Source organism: Microcoleus sp. POL10_C6, from assembly GCF_036701585.1.
Taxonomy (GTDB): Bacteria; Cyanobacteriota; Cyanobacteriia; order Cyanobacteriales; family Microcoleaceae; genus Microcoleus.
Genome location: NZ_JAUBRB010000023.1, coordinates 1 through 17,040, shown reverse-complemented (window position 1 = coordinate 17,040; position 17,040 = coordinate 1). Strand labels below are relative to the sequence as shown.

Genomic DNA, 17,040 nt, shown 5'->3' with positions numbered 1-17,040 from the left:
TTAACTGGACTTATTAGAACCATCAATCCGATAGTTTTCCTGTAGCAAGCGTTCTGTTGCTTCTACTTCTGAAAGCTGCTCAACAAAATACTCATAAACGATATCACTGAACAACTCACGAACAACGCTCTTAGCATTCTTCAAGCGGGGTGCATAATCTTTATCAACAGAATCTCTCCGTAAGTTCCGACGGTTGTTCACATCACCATAGCGTTTCCGCTGGTTCTCGCTGCGAACTTCCTTCATCCAGGCTGTATGGAGTGTTAGCGCCAAGTTGAGCGACTTGTGGGCAGCCGGATTACTTAAACGATAGATGGGTTTGTGAAAATCGTCGCCATGAAATACCCAAAATTCGTCGCAAGACTCTTTCTCATGGTTCAGATCGTCAGATAAGACAGTACAGACGATAAAACCATGTGTAGACGGATCATTTCCCTCTAGTGGTTCAGAGCTAGGAATAAATTGGGGTGAGGAGGCAAAATATCCTGATGGAAATTGAAAGGAATCTGCAATCTCCATTGTTTCAGTATCGAGTCGCAATAAGGTTAAAGGTTTGTCCCCATCAGGAAGATTCTCAATCGGAATCGCTCTGTATCCTCTTAATTTATAGACTTCATAAAGCTGTTGCGGAACTAGCTCCCAGGTAAATCCCCAGGTAATCCAATAAATATTTTTAACTTGAGTTTCCTGATTATTGCTGTCGTCACGACAGAGTTCGCTGTGGGTATAGATTGAAGGGGACCAGGTGGACTCCGCATCCCGAATGACATTCACCGTATCGATTTCACCGCTGTCACCATCAATCACGTACTTTGCCAAAGCACCGAGATCCGTCGTTCCGACCTGCATTCCTTCTAAATCGCTGCGAAGACCCGCTCTTCCCGGTACAGAACTATCATATCTGGTAATCCACTGGGTCACATCCCATCCATTGGGATGTCCAACATGAAGCGTAATTTTTCCGTTTGCGTTACTATAATCAGCAGCAAAATGTGAAATTTCATAGGGCAGAATGATCTGTTTTGCAGGTATAGGAAGTGGTGGTTTCTCCTCTTGCTTATCGGTACAAACAAAACTAGGATACTTTTCTAAATCTTCCCGTTTAACAACGTACAAAATTCCTTTCGGCAAAGGCAGGATATTCCGTAGAACTTTTGCACGAACCCATCCGCTTAGCGACCAGTGTTCCTGAAAAAAGTTTAGTTTGAGAAACCCGATGAAGAAGGGTGAAAAAATCTGTGAGAATTCCATCTTGAAGGCGATATCCGCAAGGACAATAAAGCGTTCTGTAATAGCGACCTGATGAAGAGACTGTTCAACGACAACAGGTTGACCCTTTTGCGGTCCATCTGCAAGAACTAATCGCCAGTGCTTGAGGATAGGCTCCTTAAATCTGCCACGCTCGCTATGTTTATCGACTTTGTGGTCTAATTCTGCCTCCACTGTAGGGAATCGGTAGTAAATTAAGTCAGTAAAGCGTCCGAACTGTTCTTTGGCATTTGCTCCGCTTTTGAGAAAGCGATTGAGTCGATCAAATACCCAACTAACGGGTCTTCGATATAGTCCGTTATATCCAGTTGAGTAATTCGTCGTGAAGAAGCCCGGTTCTGTATCGGCAGTATTCTCAGGTTTTATGAGATCGGCGACAGGATGAGCAGAGTTGATGTAAACATCAAACGGGTAACTCCCAGTGAACTGAGAAACAAGGCGAGACACAATCGGTAAGATGCCCAGCCACTGAGCGGTTGTTCCGATTGGTGCAATCAGCTCCAGTGAATCGGGGTCAACTTCATAAGGACGACCTGCATCGATGGTGACAATTAACCGATCGCCTACTCGAAGAAATGCAGTATTGAGTTGATTTCTGCCTCCTAGAAGGAGACTCATACGACTGGGACCTCCATGCCGAAAAGCTGCCAAGTACGACCATAGCCAATGCTGTTTAGAAAACATAGTTTCAGGCTTCCATACCGCGTTATCGCTCGCTCCAGTCATCGCAATATCAGCGTAATAGCAGGGCGTTTTTGTAATTCGGGTTTTGAGAATCGCTTTACTATGCTCAAAGCCCAAGCGGTAGATCATGCCATCGCCCGTGTATAACGGAGTGCTGTCTTCTTGAGGGCGATCGTCAGCTTGAAATAAAGCGCCTACAACGAAAACATAACCGTGCAATCCTGGAGGCAGTTCAACAGCATCTCCCTCCTCCGCTAGTTCCCAAGCTTCTCCGCCTTTGTGAATGTATCGACGAACCTGCAATTGCAAGTCTGTAATTTCTTCTCGGCTTGTCTTGATGACAGACCTTGGCACAAAGTTTTTTCTACAAGGCTCACCAACAAATTGCGTCTGTCGTCGCTTCATATTGCTCCAAGTTCTCTTAGTGTTGCTTCCTGTGCCAAGGTCAAGCCCCTGACTCCGGTGATTTGCATTCCTTCATAGGGACGTTTAGGCTTCAGCGTTGCCAAACAGTCTCCGGTTTGCACATCCCAAACCCGGATAGATTCATCTTCACTTGTACTGATCAACTTTCGACCGTCAGGACTAACTGCAACAGTCCAGACCCAGTTGGTATGCCCCTTCAACGTATTTAAACACTGTCCTGTTTGACTGTTCCAAATCTTAACGGATCGATCGGAACTAGCGCTGGCAACGGTCTGATTGTCAGAGAAAAATACGGCTCCCATGACCCAGCCTTGATGCCCTTGCAGCGTTTGCAGGCATTCTCCGGTCTCGACATCCCAGATTTTCAGCGTTTGATCCAGGCTAGCGCTGACGAGTCGATCGCCTTTCCGGTTGAAGGAAATCGTGCCCACTCGCGCTTTGTGTCCACTCAGGGTGGCATAACATTCTCCTGTGGAAACATTCCACAGTTTGATCGTACAGTCATCGCTACCGCTAGCAAGAATGCTACGGCTAGGATGAAAGGCGACTGTGGGGATGCGATCATTGTGCCCAGTCAAAGTAGCAAAGCACGTCTTAGTATGCAATCGCCACAGTTTGATTGTTCGATCAAAGCTGCTACTAGCAAGAGTTTTTCCATCAGGGCTGAACGCAAGTCCCCATACTTCATCACTATGCCCTTCAAAGACAGCGACACATTTTTTATGTCGCCAGTTCCAGACCTTGACTATGCTATCCATTCCGCCACTGGCTAGCAGTTCGTTATCAGGATGGAAAGCTAACGACAAAATGCCGGTTTCATGCGCTTTAAACTCCTGTAGGCACTGATTGTCAACGCTACTCCAAATTCGTAAGGTTTTGTCCTTGTGCCCGGTCGCAAAAAACTGACCATCTAGACTTAACACCAGAGAACGGACCCAGTTAGAGTGTCCAGTTATAGTCGTTAAACAGCGACCTGTCTCAACATTCCACAGCGAGATCGTCTGATCTTCGCTACCCGTTGCAATACTCTGTCCATCAGGGCTAAACACTGCTCTCCAAATCTGGGTTGTGTGTCCCCCTAAAGAACGTAAGCAATCCCCTGTTGTAGCATCCCAGATTTTTGCGGTGCAGTCTGCACTACAGCTCGTGAGTAACTGACCATCTGAATTCCAGGCAATTCCCCAAACCCATCCAGTATGACCTTCCAAAATCCTTACGCATTGCCAGTCAGCCACTCGCCAAATACGGATAGTGAGATCGCAGCTTGGACTTGCTAACCATTGCCCATCTGGGCTGAAGTTGAGTCCTGTTACCCAGTTGGTATGCTCAGTCAGTATCTGAAGGCAAACTCCCGTTTGAGCATCCCAGATTCGGATCGTGTTGTCAAAACTACCGCTTGCTACAAGATTGCCACAGGGACTGAAACTGGCAGCCAGAACTCCAGCAGAATGACCTTCGAGCAGAGCTAAACAAGTTCCGTCACTAGCATTCCATAAGCGGATAGCACGATCATAGCTAGCACTAGCTATGACTTGACCGTCTGGACTAAACGTAACGCTGTATACACTATCGCCATGCCCGCTTAGAACATTTTTGCAAGTTCCTTCCACTAAGTCCCATACTCTTAAAGTTCCATCATCGCTAGCGCTAGCGAGTAGTCCACCTGTTGGATCAAACGAAATTCTTCGTACCCAGTTTGTATGTCCTTGAAGGGTTAGGAGGCGTTGTCTATCGGTTACGCTCCACACTTGAATTTCGCAATTTGTGCTGCTTGTGGCTAGCGTCTGCCCATCTGGGCTGAACTGGATGGAGAGAATACCACCAAAAGTTTGAGTAAATGACGAATCAATGAACTCGGAGTGCGAAAAATTCACATCGTGCAACTCGATGTCCTGTAGAAAGGCTTGACGAACTACTAACTCAGAAAAGTCATATCCTGAAAAGTTCAAATTTAGAGAACGGTACAGATTGAGAAAGTTACCCGCTGCATAGCCTAGTTTCAGTTCATCCTCATGCCGCACAACCTCTAACGAGGCATCTAATCGGTGACGAAGGGCTGTTTCTGTTCTGAAATACTTTTGTAATTCCTTGAGCAGGGGTACTATAATCAATCGAACTTGCGATTCTCTTACAAAATCCCTCGTCTGAGTTTTGATTAAGGCGACAGTATTGAGTAGCGAGATTTGACCTGTTTTAATTTCCTGAAAAATTTGCTCAAGCAGATGATTTGTGATGTATTCCATCACAACGGGTTGCTGTGTAAAATAGTCTAAACGTTTTTCAATCAGAGAACGGCGTTGTAGTGAATTGAGGGCTTCCAGTAGCTCTCTTGCTGTCACTGTTGGAAAAAGGTTCTCGCGCAAATCGCTCAGCGATGTCCAATGTCGCTCAACTGCTAGCCAATACATGATCTGTTTTTCTACAGCAGTCAGTCGATTGAACTGCTCACTCAATAGCTGCCAGATATCTCCAAAGAAAAGGATCTCTTGTCTTAGTAGTTCAGCAACATTGCCGTCGAAAAATTCTTGAAGAGCCGTAGCAATAACTTTTAGGGCCAATGGATTACCACCATACCGCCCAATCAGAGGTTCTAATTCAGCTTCTGAGCCAGAATATCCTTGAACCTCAAAAACTTTGTATCCTTCTACTTCACTCAAACCATTAAGCCGCAAAGATCGCACAGGAACGTTAGATCCTTCTAGCTGAACTAATTCAGCCGGCTTTTCTCGGCTAGTCAGAACGACGCAACTCTGATGATGTGTTTCGCCAATGCACTTTAGTAGTGAGCCATAGTTTTCATACCCAACTTTATATGCTCCTGCCTGAATTCCTTCTTGCAGGATTGTCTCGCAGTTGTCTAAAACCAATAAGCATCGCTGCTGAAGGCATTCTAAAAGAGTTGCAATCTGCCCATCTAGTGTTTCGGGTAATTTAGCAACTGGCGTGGGAGTCAGAAACTGAATCAAATCTACCAAAAGAGCGTCTAACGGGGGAGCGTTTCGGAGCGATCGCCAGATCACGTAATCAAAGCTCTCTTCAACTTGATGGGCTAGCTTAACCGACAACGTTGTTTTACCAATTCCTCCAACCCCAAATACCGTAATTAGCTTGCACTGTTCCTGAAGAACCCACTGCTCCAACGTCGTTAGCTCCGGTTCTCTCCCGAAAAAAAAGGAAACGTCTGGAGCACCTCTTAGGTCTCTAGATATTCTTACAGCGTTAATGCTTAAATTCTGGTGACCAGGTGCTGAAAGATCGAAATCCATTGCAGCAATCTCTTGACTATCCACAGATAGCCTGAGACATATTTCTTCAAAAACTGCCCGGTCAACAGGTTTACCCGTCAGGAAATTGACGACTGTAGAGCGAGCTAAGCCCAGCTCCTCGGCTAGCGCTTGCTGGCTTGGAAAGCCGTTTCGTCTCACCGATAGTTTGACCCTTCCTATACAGTCTTGGCGAACCCTGAGCGATCGTGGCATATTCTTGTTTTTGATGTGATCGAATTTTAGATGATAATCGCTCAAAAGTCAGCCTAACTCAGTCATTCTCAGGCGCGAACTCAGTTAACAGTCATGTTTCATTAAATTATCGCCACCGATACCAGTCAACGGCGATTTGCAGGAAGCTGAAACTAGATTTCCAACTTCCTGCAAAAAACTAAAAACTTGCTATTCAGGAGAACAAATTGTATGAAACGGTTTCTTGCGCTTATGTCTGCTGTCCTCGTTTTGGGTTCTTCTGCCGCGCTTGTAGCAGGATCGATCGTTATCAATGGTAAGCCTGCACAAGCCTATCCTGCCCGTGAATGTCCTTGCCCATAATTAAACTCATTGTGTTTGTGAGTAGTGGATAAGGGCTGCGCTCACAAACACAATGCATACAGCTAGAAGGTTTGCCTAGTCTACATTGTACTAGTTTTGAGACACTCAAATGAATTCACTTCTCAAGGTTCACTCACTTCTATTTGCCTTCACACTTGTTTCTGTTGCCGCTCCTGCCTTTGCAATTACCCGTATCGGTAACTCTAAGGCTCTTCAAGTCGCATCAAGCGTTTGTCAGGGCAAAGTATTTCCTGACAAACTTTGCTCGATGATTCACTGCACTGATGCATCTGCTCCACTTGTTTCGCCAAACACAACCGAAAGCCTTGACAGCATTAAGTCCCTCTCGGATAAAGACAGGCTTATTCGTTCCATATTCGAGGTTGCCTCAATGGGAGACGGCCGTCAGATATGTGACAAAGGCACAGGCAAATGCAAGTAATGAAAGAAGTTCTATAACTTTGATGGAGTTCAGGATGTCTAGATTTGTAAGCACATTAGAACAGGCTTTGAGTTATCAGCACGAGGGAGTAGTCGCTCGCTTCATGCTTCAGTTCGCTATACCCAGAAAAGAGGCAGAAGAAATTTTTCTTGAAACGAAGCGCTGGTTGTGGCTGAACGCAAAGCATCTTGACGACCTAAATCAAGGCTCGCCTAATGTTCCAAAGTCGCTAGGCATCCGAACATCCATCACTATTATTGACGAAATGTGGCATATCTTCATTCTGTTCACTGATGACTATGCTAATTTTTGCGAGAAATTTCTTGGAAAATTCATACCACATCTACCCTTTCTTGAGGGCGAAGAAGAAACGACACAAATCGAGCGAGATCAAGAATTCATTCAATATCTCTCCTATCTCTACGATCAGATAGGAGAAGAGTATTTAACTCTCTGGTTTAAGCAATATCGTCTAAAATACTCGCTCGATCAAATTGATAAACTCCAAATTCGTGCAATTAGAAGACGTATGTGTGAGAGATCAAATCAAGTACATAAAATGAAGCATGAGTTTCTTCTAGCTTGGTCTAGCTCGATTGTAGTTTTACGTAGACTATTTCCCAAAAACAGTTTATTGAAGCAAAGGTTGTGATACATGAGTTAACTTTGGTCAATTTTTCTACTCGCAGGAATGCAAAACAGTGTGTTAACGAAGAGAAAATCACGCAAGCCTGATATAACAGAATTGCAGTGTTTTAAGAATGAACAACATAACTCAGTCATTCTCAGCCTTGAAGTCAGTGTTGCTTCGAGTTTGATAAGAACATACAGGAATGTCAGACAGGAGAAGAATCATGGTACAAGCTTTTGACAAGATCGGTCTGCTTTTACGTTTAGCTATTGGTGTGATTGATAATCCTAGACCCGAAATAACGGAAACTTGCCAAAGCAGCAAAGACTCAAATTACAGCACAGAAATTCTCGCCCATCGTCAAACAGTTGAACGCATCCGCAAAGTTCAGGCAGAGTACCAGATTCGAGGCTGGCGTTAAGACCCACATTCCGCACCCCCAAGGGGCAGCGTAGGCGGATTGAGGGGATAAAAGTGAATCATCCCAGATAATAGTGAGTTAGTAGTTAGACCATTTTTGTCGCTATTTAAAGAACTATTATTCGTACAAATTTGGAGAGCAAATTTATAATGTCAGCAGAGAGACCTTTAGAGATCGATTACTCTCAACAAGATTCAACCTTAACATTTGCTCCGCGTCCAGTAATTCACTCCAGTCAACAAGCGGGGTGGAAAAATATCCATCTTGCACATTATCAACTGCCTGCAATTGATTTCCCTGAAACAACAGGTCTTCAGCACCTCATTTCTCTACCATCGTGGAACCAGCCAACGGAAGTAGAGATGGTATTTGATGGAAAGCGTTATCGATGTCAACGCGACCAACAGGAAAAGGGGCATATTGAAATTTTTCCGGCTCATGTGCCGTTGAAAGTGAGGTCGAGTCAGGTAGGGGAAACGACTCACTGCTATCTCGATCCTACATTTCTAGCTCATGCTGCTTACGAGTCTGCGAATCCAGAGAAAATCGAACTGAAGCCGATGCTATCAAAGCCCGATCGGCTAGTCTGTCAAATTATCTTAGCTCTGAAAACGGTATTAGAAACTGATGCAACAAATAGTGGCTTCTATGCGGAGTCAATGGCAACAGCTCTGGCAGCACATTTTTTGAGAAACTACTCAACCCGCAAGCACATTTTACCAGAGTATGAAGATGGCTTACCTAAGTACAAACTGAAGCAAGCTCTTGAGTACATGAATGTTCATCTCAGTGAGAACCTATCATTAGCCACCCTTGCAGATGAATTGCAGATTAGCCAGTACCATTTCTGTCGATTATTTAAGCAATCAACTGGAACGACTCCTCATGCGTACTTAATTCAGCAGCGAGTAGAGAAATCGAAGCAATTACTGAAGCAGAAAGAAGGCACGATGAATGACATTGCGATCGAGTGTGGTTTTGCCAACCCCAGCCATTTTGCTAAGCATTTTCGCAGATACACAGGCATTTCACCCAAGCAGTTTCGCATGATGTAGCAAGAATGTGTCCAAATCGCAAGAAAATGTTCGACTTGAACGGGCAAAGATGATTAAAGTCGTCTTGTATAAACGGAAATTCCCCGCTTTTGGGGGCTTTGGTTGTATCTCTTTTGGGATATAGGTTTGGGCGATTTGATCGTTAAACATCAGCAGTCAGGTCTTAAGATTTTCTTAATCTCTGCCTACAACCTCTTGTGAGATAGTAAAATTAAGCAAAAACCCAGCTACATAAAAGTTTCCAAAACTTGTAGTTATGTAAAAGATTTTCCCAACAGGAAAAGTCTCACCTCATATGGGTTTTGACCGAAACGATCGCGCTCAGGCGGGGGAAGTTCCGTATAAATTTACCTGAATTCAGTGCATCTGATTTCATGCTGGATTTGTGTTGCGAATGATGTTAACTTTAGAACTGTCAGAGTCAGAACTGAGATTAGTGAAGCTGCCGCAGTTCAAGCTTGCCAAAATGCGCGCTGAGAAAGTAGTTATTCCTGTCAAAACACAGATTTAGATCAGGCATCTCCTTCAAGTTGACCCCCACCTGCCAAGATTATTAGGAGCCGATCATGCTGAATTCTTCAAATATCCCCCCCAATGTTCTAAACAGTGCAGCAAATTTAGGTTCTGACAGCTTGCTAACTCAGACAAATGCACTCTCGCAGCTAGCTTTCCTGAGCGGTAGCAGTGACACGTTTCAGAATGGGACTGTCTTTTCTTCTTCCAGTAGTAGTGGACCGCTGTATCTGGGAGAAGGAATTCCCATCGTCACAACTGGGGCAGGGAATGATCGAATTTATGTGGGGTCTAGTAACGATCAGATTTTTGCAGGTGGAGGCAATAATAGCCTCTTCTTAGGTGAGGAATTTAACGTTGTTACGGGTGCAGGAAATGATACAGTAGTCTATGGCGGTGCTACAAGTGACATTGTAAATGCAGGTAAGGGCAACAACACACTTTACTTGGGTGAGGGTGTCAATATTGCCATCACTGGGTTGGGTGACGACTTGATCAATCCAGGAGCGGCGATCGATGTCATCAAGGCTGGTGATGATTTGCTGGCGACGCGGAAAGGGGCGCAGTTGAGTAGTGATAATGGAACAGACCTCAGCTACATAGATATAGCTACTGGTTTATGGAATAGTGGGTATTCGACTGACACTAGAGAGCTAGCTGATTTGCTTCAAAATAAAGGAGCAACAGAGACAGAAATTAGTCAAGCAATCGCTGGAGTGTTGCAGAGTAAGGGTATAGCGGCAACAGAAATTGCCCAAATACTCAAAACTGATTTTGGAGCTACCCTGGGACAAATTGCTAATGCGCTAGATGACGGAACAGATTTTAGCTACACCGATATTGCTAAAGCACTTTGGGAAGTTGGCACTTACAAGTCGAGTCCAAAATATCTAACTGCATTCTTGCAAAATGAAGGAGCGACGGCAACCGAAATTGCTCAAGCCTTGAAAGATGGGTTCAACTTCTCTCCAGCAATGGTTGTTGATGCGTTAATTAACTTTAGCTATACAGATACAGCTATTGCTTTGTGGAACAGTGGATATTTGATTTCCCCACGAGAGTTAGCTAGTGCGCTTAAGATTTATGGTGCAACGCCGATTGAAATTACTAGAGCAGTAGCTAGTGCATTACGGAGTAAAGGAGCAACGGTAACAGAAATTACCACAGCACTTATCACAGCACTTAAATCCGATATTAAAGTCACGTCAGCAAAAATTGTTGAGCTGCTAGGTGAGAATACAACCTTTAGCTATACAGATATTGCCAAAGGACTCTGGGAGTTTGAGAAAACAGATCCACAATCCTTAGCCAGAGTGCTACGAAATGGAGGAGTGACGGCAAAGGAAATTGCTCAGGCGTTAAAGGATGGCTTCAATTTTTCTATAGAAACAATCGCTGATGCACTATATGATGGAGCAACCTTTAATTACACAGATGTTGCTAGTGGTTTGTGGAACAGTGGATATGCAATTAGTTTAACAACGCTAGTTGACCTGATTCAGAGAAAAGGAGCGACACAAACGGAAGTGTTTCAAGCGATCGCTGGAGCATTGCAAAGTAAGGGAGGAACCGCAACAGAAATTGCCCAAACGCTCAATTCAGGTTTTAGAGCCACTTTAGAACAGATTGCTAATGCGTTGGATGATGGTGCAACCTTTGACTACACCGATATTGCCGAAGGACTTTATTTCAGTGGCGAAACCTATGTCGATTCACAAATTATAGCCAGAGTCTTACAAAATGAGGGTGCAACAGCAAAGGAAATTGCTCAAGCGTTCAACAATGCTCTTGGATTCAGTTTGGAAAGCATTACTAATGGCCTAGATGATGGCGCAACAACCTTCGACTACACTTCTATCGCTTATGCGGTTTGGAACAGTGGCAAGACTGGTTTCAACTCCCTAGATCTAGCCAGAGTGCTGCAAAACGAGGGGGCAACGGCAACCGAAATTGCTCAAGCATTTAACTATGGTCTTGGGTTCAGCCTTGAAATTATTACCAGTTCGCTAGATAATGGCACAACTTTCAACTACACTGACATTGCCAAAGGACTCTGGAATAGCGGGCTACCTCTCGACGCTCCAACTCTAGCCAAAGTACTTCAAGACAAAGGGGCAACTGCAAGGGAAACTGCCCAAGCCCTCTACTCCGGTATTGGAGGCACATTAGACCAAATCACTGATGCCTTAGATGATGGCGCGACCTTTAGCTACACCGACATTACTAAGGGGATTGCAAGTTTACCAATTCCCTTCAATTCTCTCGATGTGGCTAGGGTTCTACAGAAGGAAAAAGCGACAGCAGCCGAAATTGCTCAAGCGTTCAACTATGGGCTTGGTTATGATTTAGACCAAATTACTTATGCTTTGGATAAAGGCACGGACTTCACCTACACTGACATTGCTTATGCACTCTGGAATAGTGGCAAGACAGAGTATTCTACTGGGCAAGCTTTCAACTCTCGTATTTTAGCCTACCTTCTTGAACAAAGGGGAGCAACAGCGACACAAATTGCACAGGCACTCAACTATGGTGCTAAGTTTGATCTGGCAACCATTGCCGATGCCTTAGATAATGGCACCCGTTTTAGCTACACCGACATCGCTAAGGGACTTGGAAATAGTGGCAAGAACCCCACTACTCGCACTCTAGCCAGCGTTCTTAAGAATGAAGGAGCAACGGCAACCGAAATTGCTATGGCATTCAATAACGGTTTTGGATTCAATTTAGAAACCATTGCTGATGCCTTAGATGATGGTGCAAAATTCAACTATACTAATGTTGCTAAAGGACTTTGGGATAGTGGCAAGGCTATTAGTTCTACTAAGTTAGCTGGACTGTTGCGAAATGAAGGAGCCAATGAAACACAAATTGCACGAGCACTCAACTATGGACTTGGGTTCAATTTAGAAGACATTGCTTATGCCTTAGATGATGGTGCAAAATTCAACTACACTAATGTTGCTAAAGGACTTTGGGATAGTGGCAAGGCTATTAGTTCTACTAAGTTAGCTGGACTGTTGCGAAATGAAGGAGCCAATGAAACACAAATTGCACGAGCACTCAACTATGGACTTGGGTTCAATTTAGAAGACATTGCTTATGCCTTAGATGATGGTGCAAAATTCAACTACACTAATGTTGCTAAAGGACTTTGGGATAGTGGGTTGGCAGTCAGCTCACGAGATATAGCTGCTGTACTGTGGAGAAATGTGGGGGCACCACAAGGCGAGATCGGTAAGGCACTCGCAGCAATCGGACTTGACTATACAGCGATCGCTGATGCAATGGATGATGGTGTCCCTGAGCTCAACTATGTAGATGTCGCGATAGGTGTTTGGGAGAGTGGTGTCCTTTCTCCTCGCACAGCGTACCGTTTAGGTAAGGTGTTACGGGGGGAAGGAGCTTCTATCCCAGAAGCAGTAGATGCTCTTCAAGGAGTAGGTTTCTCTTACGCAAAAGCAAGCAAAGAGGTTATCTCAGGTGTAATCAAGGATCTTTACGATGATGCTAAACGGCTAGTTCGATCGGCTGGGCAGAAACTAGACAACATCTATTCAGATGCCAAAGAAAACGTTGCTCGTGAAATCAAGCCTATAACAGAGCGTATAGATCAGATCACACCACCTGTGTTTGACAGTGTTCTGCGAGGTTCTCTTGAACTAGCAACCAATCCTCGAAAGTTTGTAGATGAGGTCTCTAATGCAGCGGATTATGTGCAAAATAGTCTTGATAAGAGCTGGAGTGCTATTAGTCAAGCGTCTGATTATGTAGGAAATAAGCTTCCGAAGGATGTCAATGACCTTAAAGCACTTGGCAAAGACCTGGATGGCTTTTTGGCAAATAGTCCTGCTGGTAAATTAGCTAATGATCTTGCTGGCAAACTCAAGAGTGGACTAGACGCTGTAGATGTTAACTCAGTTATTGGTGTATTGAAACGCATTCCTGTTCTTGGTACTGCTGTCAGTGGACTGGAGGGGTTAGTCAACCTTGCCAAAGGAGACTGGAAAGGAGTTTTGAAATCTGCCATTGATGGTGCATTAGCGTTCTATGGCGCATCCAACGTAGTCACTCCTCGCCTCGTTTCTCTATTTGTTGATGTCTCCTGGGAGTTAAAAGTCCCGAACTACAAAGGCGCTGTATCTGCTGCTCTATCTAACTTCGGCGTAGAGCGTCGTGTGTCAGACACATTTGTAAATACCGCTTGGGCGATGAAAGATGGTGATTGGCGCTCTGTTCTAGATGCAGGGCTGTCTAGTGCTGGGTTCAACAATGCTCGCCAATTTGTAGATATGGCTTGGGGCGCAATCGACAATAAGCCTGCGGATGTTCTCAATGCTGCTTTTGGGGTCGCTGGACTGGATAAGCTGGACGTCGATCAAGCAAAGGCAAACGCTTTCGTGCAATCTGCGGTGGCGCTGAAGGAAAATAAAGTGAGCCAAGTTGCCGATCAACTTCTTTCAGTAGCAGGTACACAAGCTTCACAGCTTGCCAATAGTGCATGGGTTCAAGCTCTCAAAGACAGCGATCCTAATAACGACCGCACTGCTCTCTCTCAAGGCTTATCTGCCGTTGGCTTCAAGAAGGTCAATGATTGGGTTGATATGGCATGGGCGGTCAAAGATCAGAAGTACCTCCAGGCTGCCTCCACCGCTTTCTCTCTGACAAATTTTGCTCAGGGGCGAGATTGGGTCAACATGGCAGAGAACATCCAGAAACAGAACTATCTGGATGCGCTCTCAACCGGCTTCAAAGTAGCAGGTTTTGCAAAAGGAGAATCTCTAGCGAAGGCAGCGATCGCGCTTAGAGATAAGCAGCCGCTCAACGCTTTCATTGAGGGGCTATCTCTGGTAGATGGAGTTAGCGAACTGGGTGACGCTTTCAAGGCACTGAAAGACGGTAATGCCAAAGTTGGAGTACCTCTCATGATCAAGGCTGCTCCCAAGTTGGCACTCTTGATTGGCACCTGATCATGCTGGCAGTTGTTCTTGCACTGGGACGGCTGCCTCAATCCTGTACTTTTACAACCTAGAAGGTCAAAATATGCAAAGCACGTTGCTTCCGGCTACTCAAACAATGGAAAATCTGATATTTGTCACGATCAACGATCAACCGCTTTCCCTACAAGCGTCTCTGCAACACTTAAAGAAAGCCGGGAAATTGAATACAGTTCTTTTGGAAATCGCTCAACAGAATCTATTAGAACGCGAGATTCAGGCTAGAGAGATTCCAGAACCAACAGCAGAGATGGTCGAGCAATTTCTTTTGGAGTTTCGGCTTCAACAGAAACTCACCAGCCCAGAATCTTTTCAGCTTTGGCTACTCAAAAATGGAACCACCTACTCTGAATTCAAGCAACAAGTCAGTTTTCGCATTCAGCAAGAAGAGTTAAAAGCAAGCATAACTGCTGATGAAGTGCAGAACTACTTTGACCAGCGCAAAGCTGATCTAGAGCGGGTTGTTTTCTCTCGAATTGTTGTGGAATCTGTTGACAGCGCTCGAAACTTGAAGGAGAAAGCTGAACAGGGAGCCGATTTTAATCAACTGGCAAAGGAACATTCGATCGTTGATGATGCAATCGTCGGTGGAGTTATGGCTCCTATCATTCGTTCTCAAATGCCCGAAGTCATTCGGGAAGCAATGCGATCGGCTCAACCAGGGCAACTTGTTGGACCTCTCCAGATCGAACAACGGTATTGTTTATTAAGGGTTGAGCAATGTTTACCTGCGTCTTTAGATGGTTCGCTCAAATGCGAAATCGAAGAGCAAATTTTTCAACAGTGGCTCACTGAAAAATTGCAGCAGGTATCAATAAAGCTAAATATTCCCGAACCTAGTGTAAACAGTTGAGAGACGGTGTGTTCAGCATTATAAACGTGCGTTGGGTAGTAATAAATATATAGTGATTAGATATTTATTGGCTCAAAACATAGTTGTAATGATGGATAAAATACCAAATAGCACCAATATGGTTTTCTAACTTTTTAGAAAATGAAAGAGTTTTTCTTACGATCCGAGAAATACGTTGGCGCAAAGTATTATTAAATCTTTCAATGTGATTAGTTTTTCCACTGTCTTTACCAACTGGCTGATAACGTAGCGAAGGAAAAATACAAGCATAGGCAGCCCAAAAATCTGTATAGCAAACAGCACATTGTCGATATACAGGAGGTAGAGAATTCCATAATTGTTTTGCTCCTTCTGCGCTACAATCGCCAACATAAACACCAATAATTTCTCTGGTTTCTCTATCCATTGCTAACCACACGCACTGCTTATTTTGTTTGCAATCTACAAATGACCACAGTTCATCACATTCAACATTCAATCTAACTTTTTTTTTAGGTTTAACCTTTACTGTGCGTTCGATTGAGGCATATTTATTATTTAGAGGGTGTTTGAAAAGTCAGAGAGAGGTATGAAATTATGCTAAACGACGAACCATCATCCGGATCATTGAAATATAAATCCAAGTTTCCGAAGTCTCTGTTAAACCTTCATGATCAAGGGTTCAATCGACGGCACCAAGATAGCCAGCCAAAGGTGCGTTCCACCACCCAACGTTTTGGTAACAGTACAAATCCCTTATGTTCTTGCGGCCTGAGAACCACCTGAACAACCCAGTGACACAGATCCATTACCCACATCATAAATGAGTCACCAGTAAATTCACCATCGACCCAAATAGTATGTAATCTGGTAATTCGAGTACCTTTCTCCTTGAGTCTCTGGAGTACAATCTTACCGCCATCTCGTTCTGTCTGACTAGCTGCGGTGACAAATACTGACAGGATCAAGCCTAATGTATCTACTGTCACAAATCTTTTACGCCCTTTAATTTTCTTCCCTGCATCATAACCCACTGATTGATTGACCATTGCGGCTGTTTTCACGCTCTGACTATCGATGATGGCTTCACTTGGCTCGCTTGTTTCGATCTTGTTCACTTCTGACCCAATCCCTTAACCGCTCGTGACGGGGCGACCCAGGTTCCATCTTTTCTCCAATTCCGAAAGTAGGTATACACTGTTTGCCATGCCGGGAAGTCTCCTGGTATGTTTCTCCATGTGCAGCCTTGTGTCAACACATAAAAGATCGCATTTAGCACCGAGCAGATCTCTACCTCTCGGTTTCGACCTCCCGGTTTCGCTGCTGGAATCAGTGATTCGATTAATTCCCATTGCCATTGGGTCAAGTTACTAGAGTATACTTTACTCATATCTCTTTCAGGGTGCTGTGACTAAGTATCTTCAGCTTATACCCTGAAAGTTTTTTTTACCTCATCCCCCCCTTTTCAAACATCCTCTTACGTAATCCTGTCCATTTTTGAGAAACACCCGTGCTTCTAGCTATACCAGCCAAAGAAATCTTCTCCAAAAGAAGTCGATCGATTAAATCTTTTGTTTCTGAGCTAATTACTTTCTTGGTCGGATTTTCGACTTTCTTGGCGGTCGCAACTTTGACATTTGTATTTTGGTTTTTTATTGTGAATTCTACCATTTTTAACTATGTGATTTGAACCACACTCAGGGCAATTTGGTCGTAAGGATAGCATATTATATGACTAAACTAATCTTGTTGGCAGATATCAAGGATTCCAGCAATAATCCCTGATGATAGCATAACTGTAACTCAACCTACATTCAAACGAGAAAAAAATATTAAAATCACAAAATTTGATTGTATGAGTTATAAAAGTATCCGGGTGCATCTCACTTTGGCACATACATCAAATTGAAAGTTGACCGTTGAGATAAGCACAGCGAAGAGCAAGGATA

At 44.2% G+C, this 17,040-nt stretch carries 7 protein-coding genes and 3 pseudogenes; 5 read left to right on the top strand and 5 right to left on the bottom strand.

Annotated elements, in window-relative coordinates; all coding sequences use genetic code 11:
* A complete protein-coding gene (locus tag QUA34_RS14800) occupies nucleotides 1–2,358 on the bottom strand; it encodes a carotenoid oxygenase family protein (RefSeq protein ID WP_333387730.1) in 2,358 nt (785 codons plus the stop codon).
* Entirely contained in the window at nucleotides 2,355–5,858 is a 3,504-nt protein-coding gene (locus QUA34_RS14795) for an NB-ARC domain-containing protein (RefSeq protein WP_333387727.1), read from the bottom strand. The genes QUA34_RS14800 and QUA34_RS14795 overlap by 4 nt, the downstream gene beginning before the upstream one ends.
* A 755-nt stretch (nucleotides 5,859–6,613) precedes the next feature.
* On the opposite strand from QUA34_RS14795, the gene QUA34_RS14790 reads away from it, so the two are divergent.
* From QUA34_RS14790 to QUA34_RS14770, 5 genes are all read left to right on the top strand, one after another.
* A complete protein-coding gene (locus QUA34_RS14790; RefSeq protein ID WP_333387724.1) occupies nucleotides 6,614–7,294 on the top strand; it encodes a hypothetical protein in 681 nt (226 codons plus the stop codon).
* A 181-nt stretch (nucleotides 7,295–7,475) separates the two neighbouring features.
* Nucleotides 7,476–7,694 carry a hypothetical protein gene (locus tag QUA34_RS14785; protein WP_333387722.1) on the top strand — a complete coding sequence of 73 codons (219 nt, stop codon included), beginning with the start codon at nucleotides 7,476–7,478 and terminating at the stop codon, nucleotides 7,692–7,694.
* A 149-nt stretch (nucleotides 7,695–7,843) separates the two neighbouring features.
* Nucleotides 7,844–8,749 (top strand): AraC family transcriptional regulator, encoded by a 906-nt coding sequence (locus QUA34_RS14780; RefSeq protein WP_333387719.1) that lies wholly within the window; start codon nucleotides 7,844–7,846, stop codon nucleotides 8,747–8,749.
* Between the two features lie 566 nt (nucleotides 8,750–9,315).
* The gene (locus QUA34_RS14775; protein ID WP_333387716.1) at nucleotides 9,316–14,232 is read left to right on the top strand and encodes a hypothetical protein; all 4,917 of its coding nucleotides are present in this window, start codon (nucleotides 9,316–9,318) and stop codon (nucleotides 14,230–14,232) included.
* Between the two features lie 73 nt (nucleotides 14,233–14,305).
* Entirely contained in the window at nucleotides 14,306–15,112 is an 807-nt protein-coding gene (locus QUA34_RS14770) for a peptidyl-prolyl cis-trans isomerase (protein WP_333387714.1), read from the top strand.
* Between the two features lie 64 nt (nucleotides 15,113–15,176).
* Here the strand turns inward: QUA34_RS14770 and QUA34_RS14765 are convergent.
* From QUA34_RS14765 to QUA34_RS14755, 3 pseudogenes are all read right to left on the bottom strand, one after another.
* Nucleotides 15,177–15,653 (bottom strand): annotated as a pseudogene (locus QUA34_RS14765) (IS1 family transposase); the annotation flags it as partial.
* A 33-nt stretch (nucleotides 15,654–15,686) separates the two neighbouring features.
* A pseudogene (locus QUA34_RS14760) lies at nucleotides 15,687–16,481 on the bottom strand (IS5 family transposase).
* 101 nt (nucleotides 16,482–16,582) lie between these two features.
* A pseudogene (locus tag QUA34_RS14755) lies at nucleotides 16,583–16,817 on the bottom strand (IS1/IS1595 family N-terminal zinc-binding domain-containing protein); the annotation flags it as partial.
* Between the last annotated feature and the right edge of the window lie 223 nt (nucleotides 16,818–17,040).